Source organism: Leptothoe sp. PORK10 BA2 (assembly GCF_034932105.1).
Lineage (GTDB): Bacteria > Cyanobacteriota > Cyanobacteriia > Phormidesmidales > Phormidesmidaceae > Leptothoe.
The window spans coordinates 23075-45654 of sequence record NZ_JAYGIG010000120.1 but is presented as its reverse complement, the minus strand read 5'-3'; the positions used below and the strand labels follow the sequence as shown (position 1 = coordinate 45654).

The following is a 22580-nucleotide window of genomic DNA, read 5'->3' as shown; positions in this document are numbered from 1 at the left end:
TCGATCGCCATGGGGATTTTCTGGCTGGCGGAACACCCGATTTTGTAACTGTTCTTACTCAAAACGAAATGTAAATGCTGCAGAAAAATACCTAAATTCAGAAAGTCTTTATACTAAGTACTGCCCACCCTATGCCCCCAATTTCCATGTCCCATCCGCTTCAAGTTCTAGTCACAGGTGCAACTGGACGAACCGGTGCCTTGGTGGTTCAAAAACTTCAATCACGCTCCGAATCTTTTTCAGTCAGAGGTTTTGCTCGTTCTTCCCAAAAAGCTGTAGAACGGTTTGGCTCAACTCAGAATTTCTTCTTTGGTAATATTCTTGAACCCAAGAGCTTAGTTCCTGCCGTTGAAGGCTGTGATGCTCTAGTCATCCTCACCAGTGCAACGCCGCAAATGAAGCCCCCAGCCCAGCCTGGACAGCGACCAGAATTTACATTCGCACCCGGGGAAATGCCTGAGCAGATTGACTACCAGGGGCAAATAAATCAAATTAATGCGGCTAAACATGCAGGCGTGCAACAGATTGTGCTGGTAGGTTCCATGGGGGGAACAGATGAAAACCATTTTCTCAACACCATGGGCAATGGCAATATCTTGATCTGGAAGCGTAAAGCAGAGCAGTATCTGATTGACTCGGGGGTTGACTACACCATTATTCGAGCGGGTGGATTGCTGGACCAACCCGGTGATCAGCGTGAACTTGTGGTCAGTAAAAATGATGTGCTGCTCGCTCATCCACCGGAGGGCCTGACTACTTCCATCCCTCGGGCTGATGTGGCTGAAGTTGTGGTGCAGGCACTGCTAGAACCTGGTGCCCGCAATAAAGCCTTTGATCTGGTTTCCAAACCAGAAACCCTGAATCAGTCATCAGTCAAGAATGATTTCAATGCTCTATTTGCGCAAACGCAACCGGGTTTGTGAGTGAAACTCCATGGTGTCTAAACATCGGTGTTTAGACACCATGAAGTTCACGTTTTTCTCTCCCAGGCCATCACTCAACCATGCCAGGCGAAAATCTCCTAGGGTTGTGAAACATTTGTTGTCTACCCTCCAGAGATTTAAGGCTGTAGACGCAGTGCTAAGCGCAAGGGGGCGGTGAGGGTCTGGGGGCAGTGCCAAGTGAGGAGCCTGCAACGAATTTTCTCAATCACCTCGGGGTTTTGCGGTGCCGAGGCCGCTTCATCCAGCATTACTCGTTTGACCCGGCCCTGTTGGATCACCAGTTCAAATACGAGGTTTCCTGACTGGGGATTTATCAGAGTTAGATCTGCCAAATATTGTTTGAGCTGTTCGAGCACAGGGTCCTCAAGACCGTCTGCCTCTAGAATCTGGAGCAGCTGATGGGATTTTAGTGGCTGGGACGACCCCCTGACAACCCGATTCCCCTCGACGGCAGATTCTAGCAGTGTAGTGTCACTCAGCTCCTCATCTTCTAAGGGGACGGATGCCCCCAGGGGCAGATCCAGCTCTTCAGCCGCAACTTCTGCAAAACTGTCCCCTGTTGTCCCTGGCCATGGAGCCGAGCCCATATCATGCGGTGCCGGGGCAAATGCCTGCCCCACTTCAAGGCTTTCGGATTGGGGGGCAGAATGTCTTTGAAACAGTCCCCCCAGCCGGGCCGCCGCTGATTTTTTTGCCGTGGGCATCTCCATGCGAGTCCGTGTGGGAACACTCCTGGATAGGGGGGCACTGACCGCCGCTCCAAACACGCCCTCATAGCTCATGGCCTCTGACATCAGCACGGGCACTTGGACGGCAACAGCGTCATGGGGTTGCTCTACCCGGACATCATCACTGACGGCGACAAAGGCGGTGTACTGGGACAACAGCTGATAGGCCAGGGCGGTTGCTGTGACGGCCTCCACCCCTTGGGTGGTCTCACCGTTCACCATTTGGTTCATTAACGCTTTGATCCGGGCCCGACCCCACAGTTGGGCAATGGCCGGATTGCCCGCCGGTTCAAACCCAACGGCAAAGGATTGTTCAAAGGGTTGCCCACCGGCGGCAATACCGGTAATGCGTAACGTTCCTGGTTGTTGATCGGGCTTATGGCCAAACAAAATTAGGGGTTGTTCGGCAAATAAATCCGGCAGGGCCAGGGGATAGCAACTGGGGGCTGTGCCAGGTCCCTCCCAATGGAGGGAGAGATTTCCAAGGACCGGATTGTTGATTTGGTTTAAGAACCGATCTACCACCTGGTCAATGGCTTGATCATGGCGTACCACATGGCTAATGCCCCGGCCCAACTCGGCCACCCGATTGAGCAAAAAGCGATTGACGGAACTCCCGGCACCAAAACTATGGAGACGACTAGACGGGGTGAGGGAACGCTGCACTTCAGCAAAGATCTGGGTCTCGTTACCAATGTAGCCATCGGTTAAGAGAACAATATTGCGAATCCGTTCAGGGTCCAGCTGGGGTAAGTTGAGTACCGTTTTAAAGCCGCGCATCATCTCGGTACCACCCCCGGCCCGGAGTCGATCCACATAGGTCAGGGCCTGTTGGCGATGGTGGGGGGTATTTGGCAAAGAGACTTTTGCCAGCTGCTGGGTAGTGTTGGCAAAGTTAACAATATTAAAGGTGTCCTGGGGATGGAGGGCTGTAATAAAGCGTCGCATTAAGGCCTGACACTGGGCTAAGGGGGCTCCTGACTGGGAACCGGAGGTGTCGATTAAGAACACCATGTCTTTGGGAATGTAGGCGGTGGTGTCATAGCTGAGGGCGGGAATCAGATAGACGGCAAAATGGCCACCGCGCTGATCGGCCTGGGTTAACAGGGATGTGTGGGTGGTATCCCCCGCGATTTGGTAACGCAGGATCAGGTCTTTGTTGGGCACGGTGTCACTGGGGGCCAGGGTAATGCGGGTGAGGGTTTCCTGGGTATCTACTACGATTTGGTGGGAGGGGGACTGGAGGTTTGAGATGAGGTTTGAGATGAGGTTGGAACTATGGCCTCCGGTCTCAATGTCCACCGTCACCTGAATATCGTGGCCGGACCGCATCCCAGGGGGCAAAATCGGTGCATTTAAGCGACTGGCATCGGGGACTAAATCCGTATCCTGGTTTAGCATCATCGGTGCTGGGGCAGATCCTCGATGGGTTTCTGACTCTGCCATGGGGTGGCCGGGTATGTAGCGCGGTCCCACCACCATGGGAAAGACAAACTCGTAGGAGCCTTGTTTGTAGGCCAGTTGGTCACTGTAGCTGAGCATCACTTCGATCTCCTCCCCTGGCAGGATATTGGCCAGGGACTGGGTGAAGATATTGGCCCGTTCTTGCTCTAGCAGTCCGGCGGTTTGGCCCTGTTGCTTGGCCCGCTCGTAGATGGCCTGGGCCGCTTCGCGCTGTTCGATGCGGCCTTGGATGGTGCGATCGCAAAACCGAATCACCATGGTATCCACTGCGGCTTCATCGGGCAGGGGAAAGACATAGGTGGCTTCAAGGATGGTGGTAAACGGATTTTCAAAGGTGTGGGTCACCTCCACCCGGGAAATATTGCCGCTGACCTTTGCCTTGACAGCGGTATGTTTCAGGGGGAATGCCAGGGGCTGTTCAGGGCATAGCACATATAGACCAGCGGGCAGCTCAGGGATTTGGGGCAGGGATGTATAGACCATGATAAGACCTCTAGGAGGGTGAACTGATTCCAGGTTAAGCAAGCCAGCGGGCAGCATGGACTCAGTTTTGGGCTCAGTTCATGGCCTCAGTTTGACTCAGTTTTTGGCTCAGGTGGATTTTGCCCATTGATTTTGCCGATAGTGGGGAATGGGGTGGTTAGGTCAGAATAGAGATAAGAGCAGACCAGGGGAAACCCGACCCAGGATGAATCAGGTGGAGTTGGTATGGGGCAGTCTATTAGGGCTTCGGAAAAGGGGCTTGCGATCGCAAATCAAGCCCGACAACGCCGGGGCTGGACCAAAACCAGCACCGCCCGCTGGTGGCAGGATGCCCACACGTCCAGGGCGACCCTACGTCGCTTTTGGCGCGGTGAACGCATCCAACAAGAGGCCTTTATCGCCATCTGCCACACCATTGGCATTGATACTTGGCAAGACATCGCCGAACTGTCTTTTGCACCCATAGCAGAACCATCATGGCAGTTGGAACCCAAGCCTGGAAACGTGGATTGGGGAGAGGCCCCAGATATTGAGCAATTTTACGGCCGGGAGCCAGAGTTGGAGCAGCTACAGACCTGGATAGTCACGGAAACCGCAAAGTTGATCAACATCAGCGGCCCGGGGGGGCATGGTAAAACTGCCCTGGCATTAGCCCTGGCGGAACAACTACAAACAGAGTTCGAAAGCATTATCTGGCGTTCGATGGATAGGCCTCTGGAGGCCCTACTCACGGACCTCCTCGATGGTCGTCCCATAGAAACAGTGGATCAGGGGGTGCGACAACTCCTCCAAACGATGCAGAACCGTAGACTGATTATCTTAGACGATCTAGACGAGACCCAAATCCAAACCTACTTAGACCCCCTCTATCGAATTTCTCGCTCTCGCCATGGCAGTTGTCTACTAGTCATTAGCCGCCAACCATTACCCCCTCAATTTCACACCTTAAACCGAGCCTACCACTTGCCCCTCGCCGGTCTGTCCGCCGATGCGGCGACCCAGCTGCTGGCCGCCCATGGCTGTGGTGGCCAAACCTATCAGCTAAAAAACCTAGCCCGGATCTACAGCTATAACCCCCTTGCACTAAAGCTGGTGGTCGCGACGATTCAAACTGTCTTTAGGGGGCAAACAGCCGCCTTTTTAGAACAAGAGATAATTATTCTGCCAGATCCCATCCGTTTACTCTGCCAACAACAATTTGAGACGCTTGAACCCCTGGAAAAAACACTTCTCTTTTGGTTGGCTATTTGGCAAGAACCAATTTCCCTCTGTCGGCTACAAACCCATTTGCTCAACCCTGACCCTGCCGGAGTGATTAAGGCTCTGTCTTACCTGGTCGAGCATTCCCTCATCACCCAGCATTTTCTTACAGAGGAGCCCTTATTTGGGTTGCAACCCATGGTGATGACCTTTGCCATGGAGCACCTGGTTGCAGCCATTACCCAGGAGCTGAGCCAAGCAGAGCAGCAGCAGACAATTCAGTGCTTTCAACTTTTGAGAACCCACTGTCTGATCCGTCCTGGTACTGACGATATCCTGGGGGATCGAGTGCTCACGGCATTGCTGGAAACCTATCAACAGCTAGGGACTCAGCCACTATCAGCCCTAATCGAAACCTGGCTACAGCAAACCAAACAAGAACCCTCCAGCACCGTGGGTTATCTAATGTTTAACTTAGCGATACTTCGGCATGGAATTTTAATGGAATTTTAAATGGGGTTTAGGGAGCGCACCGACAAAGCTACCCCCAAAATGGGCTTACCCCACATTTTTCCAAGTTCGACCTATGCATATGTCCTAGGACTGGTGCAAAAACGGCAGCACAAACCACAGTGGAGCCTTTTCATCCAAGGTGACCCGAGCGGTGGCATGCATGCCACCCAGGGGAATCATGTTCAAGCTACTGGCCGACCATTTATAACCGCTGCTGGTACTGGAATCGGGCGTCAGCTCTATGAGGACCTCAATCGTCGTATCTGCTGCCGGATCTTCCAGCTGCCGGACACCATCCAAGGTCATCACCGAGGGTAAAGATACTTTGCTCACTTTCCCCTCTATGCCACCAGCGGCTTGCTTGTTCCCTTCCACATCAGGAATCAGCAGTACGTCCATACCCAGTTCAATCTGAGCCAACTCCCCCGTCGGGAAATAGGCCACCCCCACCAGTTCTCCCGAGTCACCCTCGGCATAGGCCAAAATAGCATGGCTACTGGTGGTGACTGGGATACGACCTGCACAAGCCCAAAAAATTGCTGCCCCCAACAACCCACCGATGGTGGCCAACGGCAGCCAACTACGGGGAGAGACAATCTGCATCAGCTGATCCAGCTGCTCTGGCGAAGACAATCTCTCTAACGCTTCTTGACGAAAGATACTACTATCACCCATCTATCAACTATCCCTTTTCCAAGCTTGGAACTCCATTATCCATCGTACTCATCAAAATCCATCTAACCCCAGGCTTTATAAATGTTAAGAAACATTTAGACTATTCTCAGCATCACTTCAACTCCCAAGCAAAATTGGTCACGATTGCACCTAGGTTTAGCCTATTTTTAAGATTCTTCTAAGCATTAAAACTAAGGTTCTATGCATGCAACAAAACTGATCATAAAAAACTCTGTTGTCAAGACAAATTCTCAGGAAATTCTCAGTATTCCCTGAGGTTTAATATGAACTCATTACAAATAAGCCCTAATCTCTTAATAAAACATTAAAAACCTCTCTGAATTCCAACCCACTATTAGAAGTTCCTGAGAAACCAGCGAAACCACTACCATTTTTGGTTGTGGTCGATATGATGGGAAAGTCCTGCGTTACATGTTTGACAACAGGACAATATTTTCGTTGTTTCTACGTTGAGGTAACTTCCATGGAAGAGCAAAGCAAGAGCGTTTCCGATGAGCAATTGTCTGATGATCAGTTAAAGGATGTTGCCGGTGGTAACAAGCTACAAGAGCAGCGCCTTGAGCACCTAGATAACCAGACCAAGAGTGTTAAAGATATTCAAGCTGAGCGTCTAGACCAGCTTGATACCCAGTCCAAGTAGGTTCAAGTTCATTATCTAGCGGCAATTACTCGGCGTCTGAGTTTTCTGCCCTGATAGTTATATGTAAAGTGGTCCTGTTTAGCCATTAAAGGTTAACAGGGCTATTTTTTTGTTATTTTTTTGGCTATTCACCCTTGAAAAAAGAGGATCGTTTTTTCGTTAAGAACCTATTCAGAACTTATACCGGTCGAGGTAGCACCGGCTCAACCTGCACTCAAAGTGACAGGGCTATTGGAGCAAAAGGGTAGGGGTTTACTAATCGTTAAACCTGAAAGAAATACAGTTGTCGCCACTTTATCGCCAATCAGCCTCTTTTAGAGTTGATTAGTTTGTGTTTCTTCGGAGCCTATATTTTAACAACTGCTAAAACTCACAGGAGTTTCCTAGCTGTTTTCTTCTCAAAATACTGTTGATGTTCTTCTGTCGCTAGCCAATAGGCTGATGCCGCAACAATTTCAGTAACTATGGGCTTAGGGTAATGACTGGCCATAGACTGTTTTGACTGATGAGCCCACTGTCTCTGTTCATCGGTGTGATAGAAAATTACTGAACGATATTGTTCTCCACGATCGGCTCCCTGTCGATGGAAACTGGTGGGGTCATGAATCTGCCAAAATGTTGCTAACAGGGTTTCATAGCTAATCACCGCTGGATCGTAGCTGATCTGGGCCACTTCAGCATGGCCCGTAATGCGAGAGAGCACATCTAAATAACAGGGATTTTCAAAATGTCCCCCCATGTAGCCCACCGAGGTATGGGTGACGCCGGTGAGTTGGCGAAATGCTTGTTCTGTCCCCCAAAAGCAGCCTGCGCCGAATGTAGCTATTGAAGTCATTTTCCAGATCTCCGTAATCTCCGACTAGGTAATCTCCGACTGGGTAATCTCCGATGGTGTGACTTCCACTGAAGGAGAGGTGATGAATCATAACCACCCCTATGTAGTAGTGCAACGGTCGATAAAACTAAATTAATTGTTCAAACTTATCGTTGGCAGGTTCGTCTCACACCATTCCAGTTTAACACCGCTCCAGAGGGGAGGTGGCTGTTTACGGGGTTCTACCAAAAGTTTGACTCAAGCCGTTTCGACAGAATTTTCATGGGGTTTAGATCGTTAGCCAGTATTTTATTGATCGGTGTCATGCTCACGGGGTGTGGAGGTGGGGGCGGCGGTGGAAGCAATAGCAATGACAGTACTCCGAAAACAACAGCACCAAAAGCAACACCCGTAGCCGTATCCACACCATCCTGTAACACCGAGTTAGAGGCTATTTTTAATGACCTGCTGGCGGTAACCAATCAAGTGCGTGTTGACCATGGGGTTTCCACACTACGGTTTTCTCGTAAACTGGGTCAGATGGCCCAGGGCCATGCGGAGGACATGGCCAATAGGGATTACTTTGCCCATACCAGTCCTGATGGTTTGTCGACCGTCGCTAGTCGAATTCGGGCTACGAATTATCGATTTAGTTCAGCGGCCGAGAACATTGCAGCCGGATATAACTCGGCTGAAGACGTGGTAGCGGATTGGCTCAATAGCCCCGGACATCGGGTTAATTTACTTAATCCAAACTATGTTGATGTGGGTTTTGGGTTGTTTTTTGATCCAGCGCCTGGTGCCAATGGCAGCTCGAACTTTGATAGTTACTGGGTCCAAGACTTCGGTCGACCAACGGATAGTAACACCGATATTGAAGCGGCCTATAGTCCTAGTAACTGTAGTATTGGTGATATTGCCAGTAGTGACACGGCGGTGCTCAGTGGGGCCATTACCGCTGATGTCTCGGCTAATGCCTTGGCTTTGGGGGATGGGAAGATTGGGGAAAAAATCCAGGGGGCCATTACTGCTGATATTTCGGCTGATGCCTTGGCTGTGGGGGATGGGGAGATTGGGAAAAAAATCCAGACGGCCTATGCCTTAGGTAAGGTTGAGGCCGAATTGGTGGCAGTAGAAATATCCGCTACCCAGGCCGTCCTGTCAGCTCACCTAAGCAATGAACCCATGAGTACGCCGGAACCAGCCATGGCGTTAGGGTTACTAACAGCGGCGTTAGGAATAATCTTTCCTAGGAGAGAGAACTAACCATCCTTAGTAGATCGCAAAGTCTTGAGAAAAAGGGGGAGTGTCAGTCTAGAAGCATTAGGTTTACGGCATTCGGCTTTGGTGTTCGATAAATTTATTTCCGCCGTTTCGGGCGACTAAACTTCATCTGCAAATCCCCCAAACTAGCTGCTTTCGGCAACGCCTTCTCCACCGCCCGCTTCCCACTCGGCTGCGGGGCAGCTTTCCCGCTGTCCCCGTCCACCGCCTTCATACTCAACCCAATCCGCTTTAACTCCTGATTAATTTCCAACACCTTCACCTTCACCACCTGCCCCACCTGCACAACGTCCTTCGGGTCGCTCACATACCGATTCACCAGTTGCGACACATGCACCAGCCCATCCTGATGCACCCCAATATCCACAAACGCCCCAAAGTTGGCCACATTGGTGATCACCCCTTCCAGGACCATGCCTTCCCTCAGGTCCGAAATCTCATTCACCCCTTCCTGGAAGCTGGCATAGGTAAACTCGGCCCGTGGATCCCGCCCCGGTTTTTCTAGTTCTTTCACAATGTCTCGCAGGGTGGGCAGTCCTACCGCATCGGTCACATATCGCTGCAGGTCTAAATTCGCTAAGTTTAGCTCCCTCAGCCCCGCCTTTAGGTCTACACCTTTATCCTTTAAAATTGTTGTTGCCGTGTCGTAACTCTCGGGATGTACCGCCGTATTGTCTAAGGGATTTTTTCCATCCCGAATGCGTAAAAATCCGGCACATTGCTCATAGGCCTTGGGTCCTAGCTTTGCCACCTGGAGCAACTGTCGCCGACTGTAAAATGCCCCATGCTCATTCCGATAGGCAACAATGTTGTTGGCAATGGCTGAACTAACCCCCGACACATAGGTGAGCAGCTCGCGGGAGGCGATGTTCAAATCCACCCCAACATAGTTCACACAGCTTTCCACTGTGGCGTCTAGCTTTTGCTTCAGCTGCTTCTGGTCCACATCATGCTGATACTGGCCTACGCCAATGGACTTGGGTTCAATTTTCACCAGTTCTGCCAGGGGATCCTGGAGCCGACGGGCAATGCTGATGGCCCCCCGCACGGTGATGTCCAGGTCAGGAAATTCAGATATGGCCACTTCACTGGCGGAATAAATCGATGCCCCGGACTCATTGACCATCACTTTGATGGGCTTGGGGTCTAGGTCTCGGATCACATTTGCGACAAAGGCATCGGTCTCTCGGCTGGCGGTGCCATTGCCAATGGCGATCAGCTGAATATGGTGGCGCTTGATCATCTCTGTGAGAATCTTGGCTGCTGCTTCTGGTTTACCCGTATGGGGAAAAATTGGTTTGTATTCTAAGAACTTGCCGGTGCCGTCAATGGCGGCGACTTTACAACCTGTGCGAAAGCCAGGGTCCACCCCCAGGGTGGGTTTCATCCCGGCGGGAGCGGCCAACAACAGATTTTTGATATTGACGGCAAAGGTGTCGATGGATTCTCCATCGGCCCAGGCTTTTTTCTCGGAAATTACCTCATTGGTGAGGGAGGTTTTCATGAGCCGAGAGAAGGCGTCTTTTATCACGGCCTGGTAAAACTGTCCCACATTGGCCTGCTTGGTGCGGATCTGGCTGTATGCCAGATGCTCCAGAATTTTGTCCTCGTCCCCGATGAGGTTGACCTTGAGGATGCCTTCCTTATCTCCCCGCAGTAGGGCCAGTAAATTGTGGGGGGCTAGTTTTGCGATCGCACACTCATAGTTCCGATACATCTCATACTTAGTGCTGCCCTCGGGATAGTCCGGCTTAATCGAGGAGCTAAATACCCCTGTTTTTAGTAGGGTCTGACGTACATAGGCCCGCAGGTCCGACTGCTCCGCAATCCCCTCCGCCAAAATGTCAGATGCCCCCTGCAGGGCCGCCGCCCCATCGGGTACCTCATCCGTAATAAAGTTTGCCGCTAGGTCATCCAGGGATTTCACCGCCTCGCCAGTTTTATTCAGCTGGGCAATCTGCTCTGCCAGGGGCTCTAACCCCTTTTCGCGGGCAATGGTGGCCCGGGTGCGACGTTTGGGCCGATAGGGCAGGTACAGGTCCTCCAGCTCTGTTTTGACCATGCATTTAGTAATGCGATCGCGCAGTTCCGGTGTCAGCTTACCCTGGCTCTCAATCGACTCCAGCACTGTCTGCTTGCGGTTCGTCAGCTCCGTCAGGTAGGCAAACTGCTCCTCAATTTGCCGCAGCTGCCGTTCATCCAGCTCCCCCGTCTTTTCCTTGCGATACCGGGCAATAAACGGCACCGTTGCCCCGGTCTCTAGCAGTTCCAGCGCGGCCTCTACCTGGGCAGAGCGGACGGACAAATCGGCGGCAATAACAGAAGCAAACTGCATAACAGGCTAAATTCCTACGCATAGGCAGCCATGATTATACCTAGCAATTTTGATATACCTTGAATTACAAGTAGGTGTAGTTAGTGAAAATTATGCAACGGCCCATCGGTGTGACAGTCCTGGCAGTAATTGATGGCCTCGTAGCCCTTTTCCTCGCCCTAATCAGTGTGGGCACCTTTTTCCTGGGCCAGCTGATTCTTGGTGAAATGCGCCTCGATGCTGAGATGTCGGACTTTTTAGATCAGCTACCGGCGGGGGTACCCGAAACCTTCCCCAAGGTGCTGGGGGGCATTTTTCTGGTGATGGCCATCGGCAATGCTGCGATCGCAGTGGGGCTATGGGCCCTAAAATCCTGGGCCTGGTACCTAAACCTGGGATTACAAGCCCTAGGCATCTTTGGCAACCTGGGCGGACTGCTGCTCCTAAGCCCCATCAGCCTGGCTTCTATTGCCTTCAGTGGTTTTTATATCTACTATTTTTTACAACCCCCCGTCCAGCAAGCCTTTGGCATTCGTAATGCGTTCTAATGCTTTGACTGCCCCAGGTGTGTGGCTCTAACATTCAGGACATTCATAGATTTCATCAACGATGTCATAGGTTTTCGGAATCAGTTTTCCCCTCGGCCCTACCACATAATTTTCACCCACATAGCGGGTCCAATTATAGAGAACTTGGTGAATATGCTGGTCCAACTCCACGGGGTCTTTAATATGCTTGCTGTGGTACTGCTTAATTTCCTCCTCGATACCCATATCGTTCATCAGGTCATGGAGGTGGGTTGCCCTGAAGGTAAATAACGCTCTACGGGTATCCGGAGTAGCCAACACTCGGCTAACAACTGAAAAGGGTACGCCGCCTAAGGTCACCATGCCGGCCACAAATAACGCCAACCAAGTACCCCCACCCAAAAATGTCAATATCATCAACCAAGCCTTGCCGGTCCCTTTTTTCTTCTGGGGCAAATGGGCAGGATGTGGAGCCGCCAACGGTTTATCCAATTGCTCAACAGGTGCCTGTTGAGCCACGGGTGTCGGTTGCTCAATGGGTGTCGGTTGCTCAATGGGTGCCGGTTGCTCAACGGGTGCCGATTGCTCAACGGGTGCCTGTTGAGAGGTTGAATTAGTAGGTTGAGGGGAGGTCATATTAAATGATGGAAATTAAATGATTGAGAAAGATGAACAGAAACGCGAATCTAATGGATAAATTAAATCGATAAAATTACCCATAACCATGGATATCTATCCCCGCAGCAGATACGTTTAGCATCAGTACGGGCATCTGTATGGCATCAGTACGGGCATAAATCCCTATGCTTAACTTAACTACACATCAGGGAAATCATGGAGCATTTGGCGGTGAATTTACGAAATTTTCACCCACGGGAATTCATTTGTTCGAGACTTTATCTAACATTGCCCATGCTTAGGGCGGCATTTATCCCAGGGCGGTCTGTTTTGGCCCAACCACAGCCTATTTAACGCCCGTGGTCATGGGTTCCGGTTGACCAGTCTCGCGGTCATTACCCAACCCCGTCCATCGTCCCAATAGGGAGCCAATCCCATCATTAAACTGGGCAATCAAGGTAAAGCACACGGGCACCACCACCAGTGTTAGCAGCGTCGCTGTGGAAAATCCACCAATGACGGCAATCGCCATGGGGCTACGGGTTTCGCCACCGGCTCCCCATTCCATGGCAATGGGTACCATGCCCGCCATGGTGGAAATCGAAGTCATTAAAATCGGTCGCAGTCGGGTCAGTCCCGCCTCAATCACCGACTGCCGCAAAGAAATCCCTTTTGCCTTTGCCATCAGGGCATAGTCCACCAGCAAAATTGAATTTTTGGTTACCAGTCCCATCAACAGCACCATGCCGATTAGGGCAAATAGCCCCAGGGGCTTTTGGGCAATCATCAATCCCAGCAGTGCCCCACCAATGCACAGGGGCAGGGCCACCATCACCGCAAAGGGATAGATAAAGCTGTTGTACAACAGCACCAGCACGGCATAGATCATGACAATGGCCGTGGCCAGGGCAATGCCAAACCGACTAAAGACCTCCCGCATGATTTCCGCATCGCCGGAGGGCTGTTGGGACACACCTTCAGGCAAATTAACAAAGGCGGGTAGGGCGTAAATCTGTTCCAAACCTTGCCCCAGGGTAATGCCATCCAGGTTGGCTCCAATGGTGACCTGGCGCGATCGATCCAGCCGATCCACCTGGGCCGGACCACTGCCAAAGTCCACATCGGCCACCGCAATCAGGGGCACCAGTTGCCCTCGGTTGTTGAGCACCTTGAGGTTTTCTAAGGTGGAGAGATCATTGCGAAATTCCGAGGCCAACCGCACCCGGATGGGAATTAGCCGGTCCCCCACGTCAAACTCTGCCAGGTCCGATTCCGCATCCCCCAAGGTGGCCAGGGATGCTGTACTAGCAATGTCTCGCACAGTGACCCCCAAATCCGCCGCCCGTTGAGCATCGGGACGAATTAAAATCTCGGGTTTCACTAGGTTGGCACTGGAGCTGACTTCCACCAACCCAGCAATCTGACGTATTTCCTGGGTTAAGGCATCGGAGGAGGCCTTCAATGCCGCCGGGTTATCGCTGCGCAGGGTAATTTCTAAGGCTTTGCCACCGCCGCCCGCACCGCCTTGGTTTTCAAAACTAATGCGGGTGCCAGGGATCTGCTTAAACATCTGGCGCATGTCGTTTTCAAACTGTTCCCGTGATACCCGCTGGGACTTGGGCTGGAGCCGGGCTACGGCCGAGGCTTGAGCTGGCTCTTGGGAAACATATACATTGTCCACCGCCCCATGGGTCTTGAGCTGATCGCTAATGTACTGGGTGACCAGCTCCGTTTTGGCCAGGGTGCTACCGGGGGGTAGCTCAATACTTAAGTTAGACAGTCCCGTATCCCCGGCGGCAAACAAGCTGGTGGGGATAAACCGCGACAACATCAGACTGGCAATGAAAAAGCCCACCGCCAGGCCCACGGTTAACACCCGGTGCCGCAGCGCTCCCCGCACTAAACGGAAGTAGGGCAGCAACCCCTTGGGCACGTAAATATCCCCCACGCGATACCCATCGGATTGATGGGATGCTTGGGCATCAATGGGTTTGGGCTTCAATAAATAGGCCGCCATCATCGGCGTCATCAGCCGGGCCACCAGGGTGGAAAACATGGTGGAGACGGCCACGGTCACCCCAAAGGGTTGGAAAAACTGACCGGGCACCCCCCCCATAAAGGCCACGGGTAAAAACACGGCCACAATGGTGGCGGTGGTGGTGACCACCGCTAGGCCCACTTCGGCGGTGGAGTCCATGGCGGCGCGCATGGGGGGTTTGCCCATGGCGATGTGGCGCTCCACGTTTTCGATTTCTACGATGGCGTCATCCACCAGGTTGCCCACCGCTAGGGTGAGGGCCAGCAGGGTCATGCTGTTGAGGGTATAGTCCAGGTATTTCAATACCAGAAAGGTGGGGATGATGGAGAGGGGGAGGGCGGTGGCGGTAATTAATGTGGTGCGCCAGTTGCGCAGGAATACGCCGACCACCAGCACCGCCAGGATGGAACCCACGATCAGTGACTCAATGGAGGCCTTGTAGGAATTGCGCACATCGGTGGCGCGGGTGTAGATCAGGTCGAACTGGACGTCGTCTAGGGTGTCGGTGAGGGATGCGATCGCATCCTTCACACCATCCTCCACCTCCACCAGCAAACTGCCACTACTGCGAAACACAGAAAACGACACCACCGGCTGATTATCCAAATAGGCCGACTGTCGCGCCTCGCCAAAATCATCATGCACCCGGCCCAAGGTTTGGATCGGCACCGTACCGCCGTCGGGCAGATTAACCCCCAGGCTTTGCAACATCTCCACCGTGGCAGCACTGCCTAGGGTGCGAATCCCCTGCTCCTGGCCTAAAATGTTGCTGCGCCCACCGGGCAAATTAATGTTTGAACGACGTACCTGCTCATTCACCTGGGTGGCCGTAATACCCAGGGCATCTAGCTCATTCGGATCCAGGTCAACAATAATCTCCCGATCCACCCCACCAAAGCGCTGTACCTGGGCCACCCCCTTCACCGACAACAGTTCTGTGGCAATGGTGCGGTCCACCAAATCACTCAGATTTTCCACCGAGCGGGTAGCGGAACTCACCGTATAGGTCAGAAACGGTCCCCCCTCAAACTTTAACCGTCGCACCTGGGGCTCCTGGGCATCCTGGGGCAGGTCATCCCGCACCCGCGTCACGGCATCTCGCACATCATTCGTGGCCTGTTCCGTATCCACCCCCAGGTCAAAACTAATCACCGTGGTGGAGTTCCCATCGGTCACCGTGGAGCTGACATTATCAATGTTGCCAAGGCCCGACACCGCATCTTCCACCTTTTTGGTGATCTGGGTTTCCATCTCCTCTGGACCAGCCCCCAGCTGATTCACCGTGACAATCACCGCTGGAATGTCAATGTTTGGGTTGGCATCAATACCCAGCTGAGTAAACGACAGCCATCCCGACAGGGTGAGCACCAAAAATAGCACCAGTGTCGGCACTGGCCTGCGTATGGCCCACTCAGAAATATTCCAATTCATGGGGTTTCTCCGGTTATTCCGCTGGGTTGGGGATGGCCTTTGTTTCAGATTGAGAAAAAGGAGACGGCACCGCTGACACCCGGTCACCGGGCTGTAAATAGCTAGCCCCTTCCACGATCACCTGCATCCCCTCATCCAGTCCCGACAAAATCTCTAACCGCTCCGGTTGACTATCTGTGGCCGCCAGTCGGGCTCCCACCGTGACGGTCACAAGTTCCGCCTGGTCGTCATCGTTGACCGTAAACACCCTAGAGCTATCGTCTGCCTGGGGCAGAATGGCGTTAGCGGGCAGCACCATGCCTGTCCGTTGGCTCGTCATAAATTCAGCCTGCAAAAACATGCCCGGGCGCAATTGGCCATTGGCTGACAGACTAATATTGACCGCCGCCTGTCGCGTTTGCTGATTCACCTGGGGGTCAATGGAGCGCACCACCCCTGACAGGCTGATCTGGTCATTGGAGGAGGAGCTAATCTTCACCGGCATCCCCACCTGAACCGCCGCTAGCTGTCGCTGGGGAAGGTCCACCACTAGCTCTAATAAACCATCTTGAATCATCGTAAACAGGGCGCTGCCCGTAGATGGGGTATCCCCAACCTTGGCCTGACGTTCAGCAATCTGGCCATTGGCGGGGGCGATGACCAGTGTTTGTCCTAGCTGAGTTTCCAATCGATTAATCTCAGCCCTGCGACTATTGACGGCAGCCTGGGCACTCTGCACTTCTGCTTGGGCAACACTGACGGCTTCCCTTGCCGTAATCGCATGGGTCCGACGGCTGTTGAGCTGTTCCTCACTGATTCCCCCTTGGTCATAGAGGGATTGGTAGCGGTCAAAGTTTTCCTGGGCTTCAGCGGCGGTGGCTTCGGCCTGGGCCTGGGAAGCTTGCTTTTGCACCACCTCGGCTTCGGCCTGGGCATAGTTGGCCTCAGCCTGGGCCAGCTGAGTCCGCAGCACCGAGTCATCGAACACCGCTAGCACCTGTCCGGCCGTCACCTGGTCTCCCTGCCGTACCCGCACCTCCCGAATTTGCAGCCCGCCCACCTGGGGCGACACCTGCAGTAAATCAAAGGCCTGCACCGTTCCCGTCGCCTTTAAAGATTGCTGAATGGTGGCGGCTTGGATTTGCTGTACGGTCACACTGGCGGCAGTCCCAGGGGCCGTTGATGTGTCAGCCCCAGCCGCGTTGGTCTCAGTCGGTGCCGCCGTTGGCCGCGATAGTAGTCGTCCCCCCAACAGGGAAACCCCTATCCCCAGCAGCAACCCCAGACCTATTCCCCTGACTCCGGATAGGCCCGAGCGCTTGGGCATGGCGCTATTTGCAGGAGTGCCACCAAAAATATTTAGGGAGCGCTCCCCAAATATTTCCCCAGAACTCTCGTTAGATGTGCCAGATGTGCCAAGGGCATTCTGACCATTAGGGTCGTCTTGAATGGAAGGATCGTCTTGAAAATTTCGATACGTCACAGACTAGCAATCACCAGAACTACTACAAGACCAACCCAATACGGGAAATCTTAAGAAAATGTAAACCTGCTGTCATTATGGCGTAATTCAGGATGACTGTGATCACAGTCGGTGCCAGTTTTATCTGACAAGCTAACCCCAAGGATTTCGCAGATATCACAACCGTCTATCGAGCGGATGTCCAATCAGGTATCTATCCCAAACTTACTCAGTCCCAAACTTATCAATCAGGGTCCATGCAGAAACCCCAGGGTTTACCTGGATATGGTTTAGAACGACTGACATAGTTACGTACTTACTTCCATCTAGAAAACCCTACACAATCTAGGCTACGCAGGCATATCATTACAGGACCTTTGGCGTATTCAAGGGTAGCCTAACAGTGTGCTAGCGTTAGCTCAGCTTAAACGCTGTGCATTTATTTCCCTCCATCAAGGCAGTCCATACCATGTTTAATGCCACCGAGATTCTGATCGCTGATTTCGTTGAAAAAATACGGTTTGGCTATCGACGCACCTATGGTGGGCTGCACCATGACTACGAAGAAATTATTGCCTGGGCTGGAAGCATGGCCTTGGAAAACATCGCCAATAGTGATGCCCTTTACCACAACGTGGAGCACACGATTTTAGTTACCCTGGTGGGCCAAGAGATTTTGCGGGGTAAGCACACCCGTGAAGGGGGGGTGAGTGCCGAAGACTGGCTCCATTTCATCATTTCCTTGGTGTGCCACGACATTGGCTATGTCAAAGGCGTATGTCGTGATGATCGGGATTACGAAAATCGCTACGCCACCGGTAGAGGAGAAATGGTCCAACTCGACCCTGGGGCCACCGATGCCGCCCTAACGCCCTACCATGTGGACCGGGGCAAACTATTTGTGGAAGAACGGTTTGGCAACAATCAGCGCATTGATGCAAAGCGGATCAAAAACAATATTGAGTTGACGCGGTTTCCGGTGCCCAAGGAAGAAGATCATCAGGATACCAACAACTATCCTGGGCTGATTCGGGCGGCGGATTTAATTGGTCAACTCAGCGATCCACGCTATCTGAAAAAAATTAGCGCCCTCTTCTATGAGTTTGAAGAAACTGGCCAAAATAAAGAGCTGAACTACGTCACTCCCCACGATCTGCGCAGCAACTATCCCAAGTTTTATTGGAATGTTGTCCACCATTACGTTCATGATAGTTTGCGCTACCTGGCTCTCACCCAGGAGGGTAAGCAAATCATTGCTAATCTCTATTCCAATGTCTTTATGGTGGAATATGAGCGGGATTTACTCCCTTGTTAGCCATGGTATTAGATACTGAGCCTTTACAGGCTTGGAGTCGGTGAATAGATGGATGCCCAACCCTTATTACTGATTGGTTGGCGTGAATGGGTCATGTTGCCCGAGTTGGGTATTGACAGAATTAAGGCCAAGGTGGACACGGGGGCCCGTTCTTCCTCCATTCATGCCCTCAATATCGAGCAGTTTGAGACGGAGGGCGGGCAAAAAGTACGTTTCCATATTGCTCCGGTTCAGCATGATGATTCAAAACTGGTGCAGGCCGAGGCGACGTTGCTGTGCCAACGCTTGGTGACTGATTCGGGAGGACACCAGGAACAACGGCCCGTGGTGCTAACCACCCTGTCCCTAGGGGGATCAATTTGGCCCATAGAGCTGACCTTAACCAATCGGGATGAGATGGGGTTTCGCATGTTGCTGGGGCGGCAGGCCATTCGCGATCGCTGTTTAGTCGATCCGGGGAATTCGTTTTTGCTGCGTCGCCAGCCCTCCTTCCTCACTCACTCTGTGGAATCATAGTGGGTGGAATCATCTGGCTGATAGCCCACTGCCTCTACCTCGTTCTGAGCTTGCTATGAAAATTGCTGTGCTATCGCGCGATGCATCTCTATACTCCACTCGTCGGCTGCTGGAAGCGGGCAATAAACGGGGTCATATTATGAAAATAATTGACCATATGCGCTGTTATATCGACATCACAGCCGACTGTCCCAAGTTGATTTATCAGGGCGAACCCCTGACTAACGTGGATGCGGTGATCCCCCGGATTGGGGCCAGCTATACTTTTTATGGCACAGCGGTGGTGCGCCAGTTTGAAATGATGGGGGTGTTGAGTGCCAATGGGTCTGAGGCGATTTCCCGCTCCCGCGATAAGCTGCGCTGTTTACAATTGTTGTCTAAAGAGGGGGTGGGGCTACCAGTCACGGGGTTTGCCCATTCCACCAAAGATATTGAGGGGGTGATTGAGCTGGTGGGGGGGGCTCCCCTAGTGATCAAGCTGCTGGAAGGGACCCAGGGGATCGGAGTGGTGTTGGCGGAAACCTACCAGGCGGCGAAATCGGTAATTGAGGCGTTTCGCGGTTTGAATGTCAATATTTTGGTGCAGGAGTATATCAAGGAGGCCAAAGGGCAGGACCTGAGATGCTTTGTGGTGAATGACCAGGTGGTGGCTGCGATGAAACGTCAGGGCGCCCCCGGTGAATTTCGCTCTAATGTCCATCGCGGCGGGAAGGTTTGTCGGGTCAAGCTCAGTTTGCAGGAGCGGGATACGGCCGTTAGGGCAGCTAAGGCCATGGGGCTGCAGGTAGCTGGTGTGGACCTGCTGCGGGCCAGCCAGGGACCCTTGGTCATCGAGGTGAACTCATCTCCGGGTTTAGAGGGCATTGAGCGGGCTACGGAGATTGATATTGCTAGCAAGATAATTGAGTATTTGGAGAAACAAAGGGCAAAACAAAAAGCTGAACAAAAGGTCGAGCAAAAGTCACCGGGTCAGGGTTAGGGCAGTTGCCCCCCACTAATAGCTATGGCCCTTCCCTCCAGGCCAAATAAGATTTACCATCAGTTACGATACATATCGAAACATTGATCAAACCATTGGGGAGATAGGAACGATGCCCAAGGCAATTTGGAATGGGGCTGTACTGGCTGAAAGTGATCGATGTGAAGTGGTTGAGGGGAATCAGTATTTTCCCCCTGAGGCCCTGAACATGGACTACTTCAAGCCCAGTAACACCACGTCTACCTGTGGCTGGAAAGGGCTGGCCAACTACTACTCCCTTGACGTTGATGGCCAACAAAATAAGGATGCGGCTTGGTACTATGCCGCACCCAAAGAGGCTGCCAGCAACATTAAGGGCTATGTCGCGTTCTGGCGCGGTGTCACCGTAGAGGCTTAAGTCAGAGGAAAATCTTGTGGTGCATGTTTTAGGAGACCCAGACACGACCTGGATGATTCAGGGGCTGTGGGGTCTGGTGTCTGTATTTGCGGTGGAGATGGTGCGGGATAGCTACCATGTGGCTAGCCATGTTTGGTCACCCCTGATGCGCCTGCATAATTGGCACCATAAGGCCTATCGCAAAGACTTTACCCCCGTGAGTAAGGAACTCTATCAAAAGGCTCAGCTATATAACGATGTGCCTGAGTCCCTGGTGATGATGGCGGTGATGGCGATGGTGGCCCTCTTGACTCCCCTGTGGGGATTTTGGTTGGGCTGTCTCTATGGGACTGGGTTTTTGGTGGCGGCGTTGTTGCGATCGCAGGGCTTACTCCACGCCACGGACCTCACCCACGAGCCAGGCCCCCTCAAAACCCCACCCGGTTTATGGCTGGTGAATCGCACCTACCACTGGCGGCACCACTTTGATGAGACCAATGCCTACTATGCCGGTTACTTCACCCTATCGGACAAGCTCCTAGGCACCGCCCTATCCCTCAAGGGCAAAACGGTAGCCGTCACTGGAGCCTCTGGTACTTTAGGCCGAGCCCTGATTAAACAGCTGGCGGCCCAGGGGGCAAAACCCATTGCCCTTAGCCGCTCCGCCGATGCAGTGATTGCCGGGGCCACCCAGGTGGTTGCCTGGATCCCCGGCCAGGAACAGGACCTGAAGCCCATGCTAAATCAGGTTAATATCCTGGTGATTAACCACGGGGTGAATGTCCAAGGGGCCCGGTCGGCAGATGCGATCGCCACATCCCTTGAGGTCAATGCTCTATCGGCCTGGCGACTGATGGAGGTGTTTTTAGGCACCGTCGACAATCGCCTCGGTCCCGCCACCAAAGAACTGTGGGTCAATACCTCCGAAGCGGAAGTAAACCCAGCCTTTAGCCCCCTCTATGAAACCTCAAAACGACTGCTGGGAGATTTGATCACCCTACGTCGTCAGGATGCCCCCTGCGTCATCCGTAAGCTGGTGTTGGGCCCCTTTAAGAGCCAGCTGAATCCAGTCGGGGTCATGTCCGCCGATTGGGTAGCCGGGGCCATTGTTGCCTTAGTCAAAAGAGACATCCGCAACATCATTGTCACCATCAATCCCCTCACCTACTTGTTGTTTCCAGTCAAAGAAACCATGCAAACCATTTATTTCAAACTTTTTTCACGCTAATGACGACCCAGGATCTTTTTTGAGATCACCCGTTTGCCCATCAACAGAAAATGGAGACCCTATCATCCGGCTTGATGTGTATGCACGGTGAACGATACCCCTAGGCACTCTCGATAGGCAGAGATTTTATCACCGGCAATAGCCAAGGAAATAACCGCCTTGTTTTTATCGGCCTAGCCCAACATCAGCTTGACTTTGAGCTAATATCAATTACTTAAACTAGAACATTGCCATCGACCAAGAGATTTAGAGCTTTACAAAAAATATGCAATAACAATATAAAGTTATGTGGTTCATTTTTAAAGTTTGCGCTATTGTATAGATACATAAAGCTTAAACGCTAACGCTTAGTGCTTCAAACTGTTTATCTGCTGTAGTTTTTGAAGCTCCCTAGAGGATAACTTTTCACACATATTCTATTTTGAGTCCAGCTGGAAGTTTTTATTTTGAGCAAAGAAACTTCCTTCCTGTAGTGCAAGGTACATTTTATGAATATGTGCATTTGTGATTGATGGATCGTCGTGGTTTCCCAAGCAGCTGCACAAGGCTAGACATTATTTATGCTCTGTATTTAAGCTTCTAAAAGCTAACACTGTTTCTAAATCAGCAGCGGCTATGCTGACCGTTAATGAGTCGCCGTTTCCTGGATACCTAGATCAGGCTAGATATTATTTGTGCCCTGTATTTAATCATTCCATCTAGAATCTGTACTGAGAGAAGAATTAATCAACCTAATAGATAGTAGAGCCTGAGCCACAGGCTGTTAGATGTTTGTGACCTTAATCGTGCTACGCCAGTACGTGCATGGAGGTCAGCTCTGCAGTGCCTTTAGCGCGAAGTTCTGAGTCACTGTTGTTCATATTTTCCGTGATTAAATACTCATACCTGTTTAGGGGAGAGTTATGTATGCAGTTTTGCATCTGTCATAAGTAGTTGTTTAATTGCTTAGAAGGTTCAGATGTTGCTATTTTTTGTTGACAGTAACCATGAAAAAAAGTTTTTCCACTGTCTTTACAGACGCGCCTAGAGGG

Annotated in this window: 17 protein-coding genes; 10 read left to right on the top strand and 7 right to left on the bottom strand. The window is 52.0% G+C overall.

Translation table 11 applies throughout. The features are described 5' to 3' along the window. Positions 1–131: 131 nt before the first annotated feature. On the top strand, positions 132–923 hold the full coding sequence (locus VB741_RS18335) for an SDR family oxidoreductase (RefSeq protein ID WP_323366642.1): 792 nt from the start codon (positions 132–134) through the stop codon (positions 921–923). A gap of 137 nt (positions 924–1060) precedes the next feature. Here VB741_RS18335 and VB741_RS18330 read toward each other — a convergent pair whose 3' ends face one another. Further along, complete coding sequence (locus tag VB741_RS18330; RefSeq protein WP_323366641.1) at positions 1061–3619, bottom strand: VIT domain-containing protein; 2559 nt, start codon at positions 3617–3619, stop codon at positions 1061–1063. Between the two features lie 225 nt (positions 3620–3844). On the opposite strand from VB741_RS18330, the gene VB741_RS18325 reads away from it, so the two are divergent. Continuing rightward, positions 3845–5332 (top strand): NB-ARC domain-containing protein, encoded by a 1488-nt coding sequence (locus VB741_RS18325; RefSeq protein WP_323366640.1) that lies wholly within the window; start codon positions 3845–3847, stop codon positions 5330–5332. Between the two features lie 84 nt (positions 5333–5416). On the opposite strand, the gene VB741_RS18320 is transcribed toward VB741_RS18325, so the two are convergent. Beyond that, positions 5417–6007: a hypothetical protein gene (locus tag VB741_RS18320; RefSeq protein ID WP_323366639.1), complete on the bottom strand. Its 591-nt coding sequence runs from the start codon at positions 6005–6007 to the stop codon at positions 5417–5419. Between the two features lie 484 nt (positions 6008–6491). Here VB741_RS18320 and VB741_RS18315 point away from each other — a divergent pair, with 484 nt between their 5' ends. Further along, on the top strand, positions 6492–6668 hold the full coding sequence (locus VB741_RS18315; RefSeq protein ID WP_323366638.1) for a hypothetical protein: 177 nt from the start codon (positions 6492–6494) through the stop codon (positions 6666–6668). 370 nt (positions 6669–7038) lie between these two features. Here the strand turns inward: VB741_RS18315 and msrA are convergent, their stop codons facing one another. After that, positions 7039–7503, bottom strand: coding sequence for a peptide-methionine (S)-S-oxide reductase MsrA (gene msrA, locus VB741_RS18310; RefSeq protein ID WP_323366637.1), 465 nt, complete (start codon positions 7501–7503; stop codon positions 7039–7041). 261 nt (positions 7504–7764) lie between these two features. Here msrA and VB741_RS18305 point away from each other — a divergent pair, with 261 nt between their 5' ends. Then, complete coding sequence (locus VB741_RS18305) at positions 7765–8748, top strand: CAP domain-containing protein (protein ID WP_323366636.1); 984 nt, start codon at positions 7765–7767, stop codon at positions 8746–8748. A 94-nt stretch (positions 8749–8842) separates the two neighbouring features. Here VB741_RS18305 and VB741_RS18300 read toward each other — a convergent pair whose 3' ends face one another. After that, a complete protein-coding gene (locus tag VB741_RS18300; protein ID WP_323366635.1) occupies positions 8843–11101 on the bottom strand; it encodes a Tex family protein in 2259 nt (752 codons plus the stop codon). 92 nt (positions 11102–11193) lie between these two features. On the opposite strand from VB741_RS18300, the gene VB741_RS18295 reads away from it, so the two are divergent. Further along, a complete protein-coding gene (locus VB741_RS18295; protein WP_323366634.1) occupies positions 11194–11628 on the top strand; it encodes a hypothetical protein in 435 nt (144 codons plus the stop codon). 27 nt (positions 11629–11655) lie between these two features. On the opposite strand, the gene VB741_RS18290 is transcribed toward VB741_RS18295, so the two are convergent. The 3 genes from VB741_RS18290 to VB741_RS18280 form a co-directional block, all read right to left on the bottom strand. Continuing rightward, positions 11656–12243 (bottom strand): hypothetical protein, encoded by a 588-nt coding sequence (locus tag VB741_RS18290; RefSeq protein WP_323366633.1) that lies wholly within the window; start codon positions 12241–12243, stop codon positions 11656–11658. Between the two features lie 328 nt (positions 12244–12571). After that, positions 12572–15694, bottom strand: a complete 3123-nt coding sequence (locus tag VB741_RS18285; protein ID WP_323366632.1) for an efflux RND transporter permease subunit — start codon at positions 15692–15694, stop codon at positions 12572–12574. Positions 15695–15707: 13 nt separating this feature from the next. Next, the gene (locus tag VB741_RS18280) at positions 15708–17156 is read right to left on the bottom strand and encodes an efflux RND transporter periplasmic adaptor subunit (RefSeq protein WP_323366631.1); all 1449 of its coding nucleotides are present in this window, start codon (positions 17154–17156) and stop codon (positions 15708–15710) included. A gap of 448 nt (positions 17157–17604) precedes the next feature. Between VB741_RS18280 and VB741_RS18275 the strand changes: the two genes are divergently transcribed. The 5 genes from VB741_RS18275 to VB741_RS18255 all read left to right on the top strand — a co-directional run bounded on the left by VB741_RS18275 (position 17605) and on the right by VB741_RS18255 (position 21549). Further along, positions 17605–18450, top strand: a complete 846-nt coding sequence (locus tag VB741_RS18275) for an Npun_R2479 family HD domain-containing metalloprotein (protein WP_323366666.1) — start codon at positions 17605–17607, stop codon at positions 18448–18450. A 48-nt stretch (positions 18451–18498) separates the two neighbouring features. Next, entirely contained in the window at positions 18499–18966 is a 468-nt protein-coding gene (locus VB741_RS18270; RefSeq protein ID WP_323366630.1) for an ATP-dependent zinc protease family protein, read from the top strand. Between the two features lie 55 nt (positions 18967–19021). Continuing rightward, positions 19022–19945: a 30S ribosomal protein S6--L-glutamate ligase gene (rimK, locus tag VB741_RS18265; protein ID WP_323366629.1), complete on the top strand. Its 924-nt coding sequence runs from the start codon at positions 19022–19024 to the stop codon at positions 19943–19945. A gap of 112 nt (positions 19946–20057) precedes the next feature. Further along, on the top strand, positions 20058–20342 hold the full coding sequence (locus tag VB741_RS18260; protein ID WP_323366628.1) for a DUF427 domain-containing protein: 285 nt from the start codon (positions 20058–20060) through the stop codon (positions 20340–20342). A gap of 52 nt (positions 20343–20394) precedes the next feature. After that, positions 20395–21549 (top strand): bifunctional sterol desaturase/short chain dehydrogenase, encoded by a 1155-nt coding sequence (locus VB741_RS18255; RefSeq protein ID WP_442786393.1) that lies wholly within the window; start codon positions 20395–20397, stop codon positions 21547–21549. The last annotated feature ends 1031 nt before the right edge of the window (positions 21550–22580 follow it).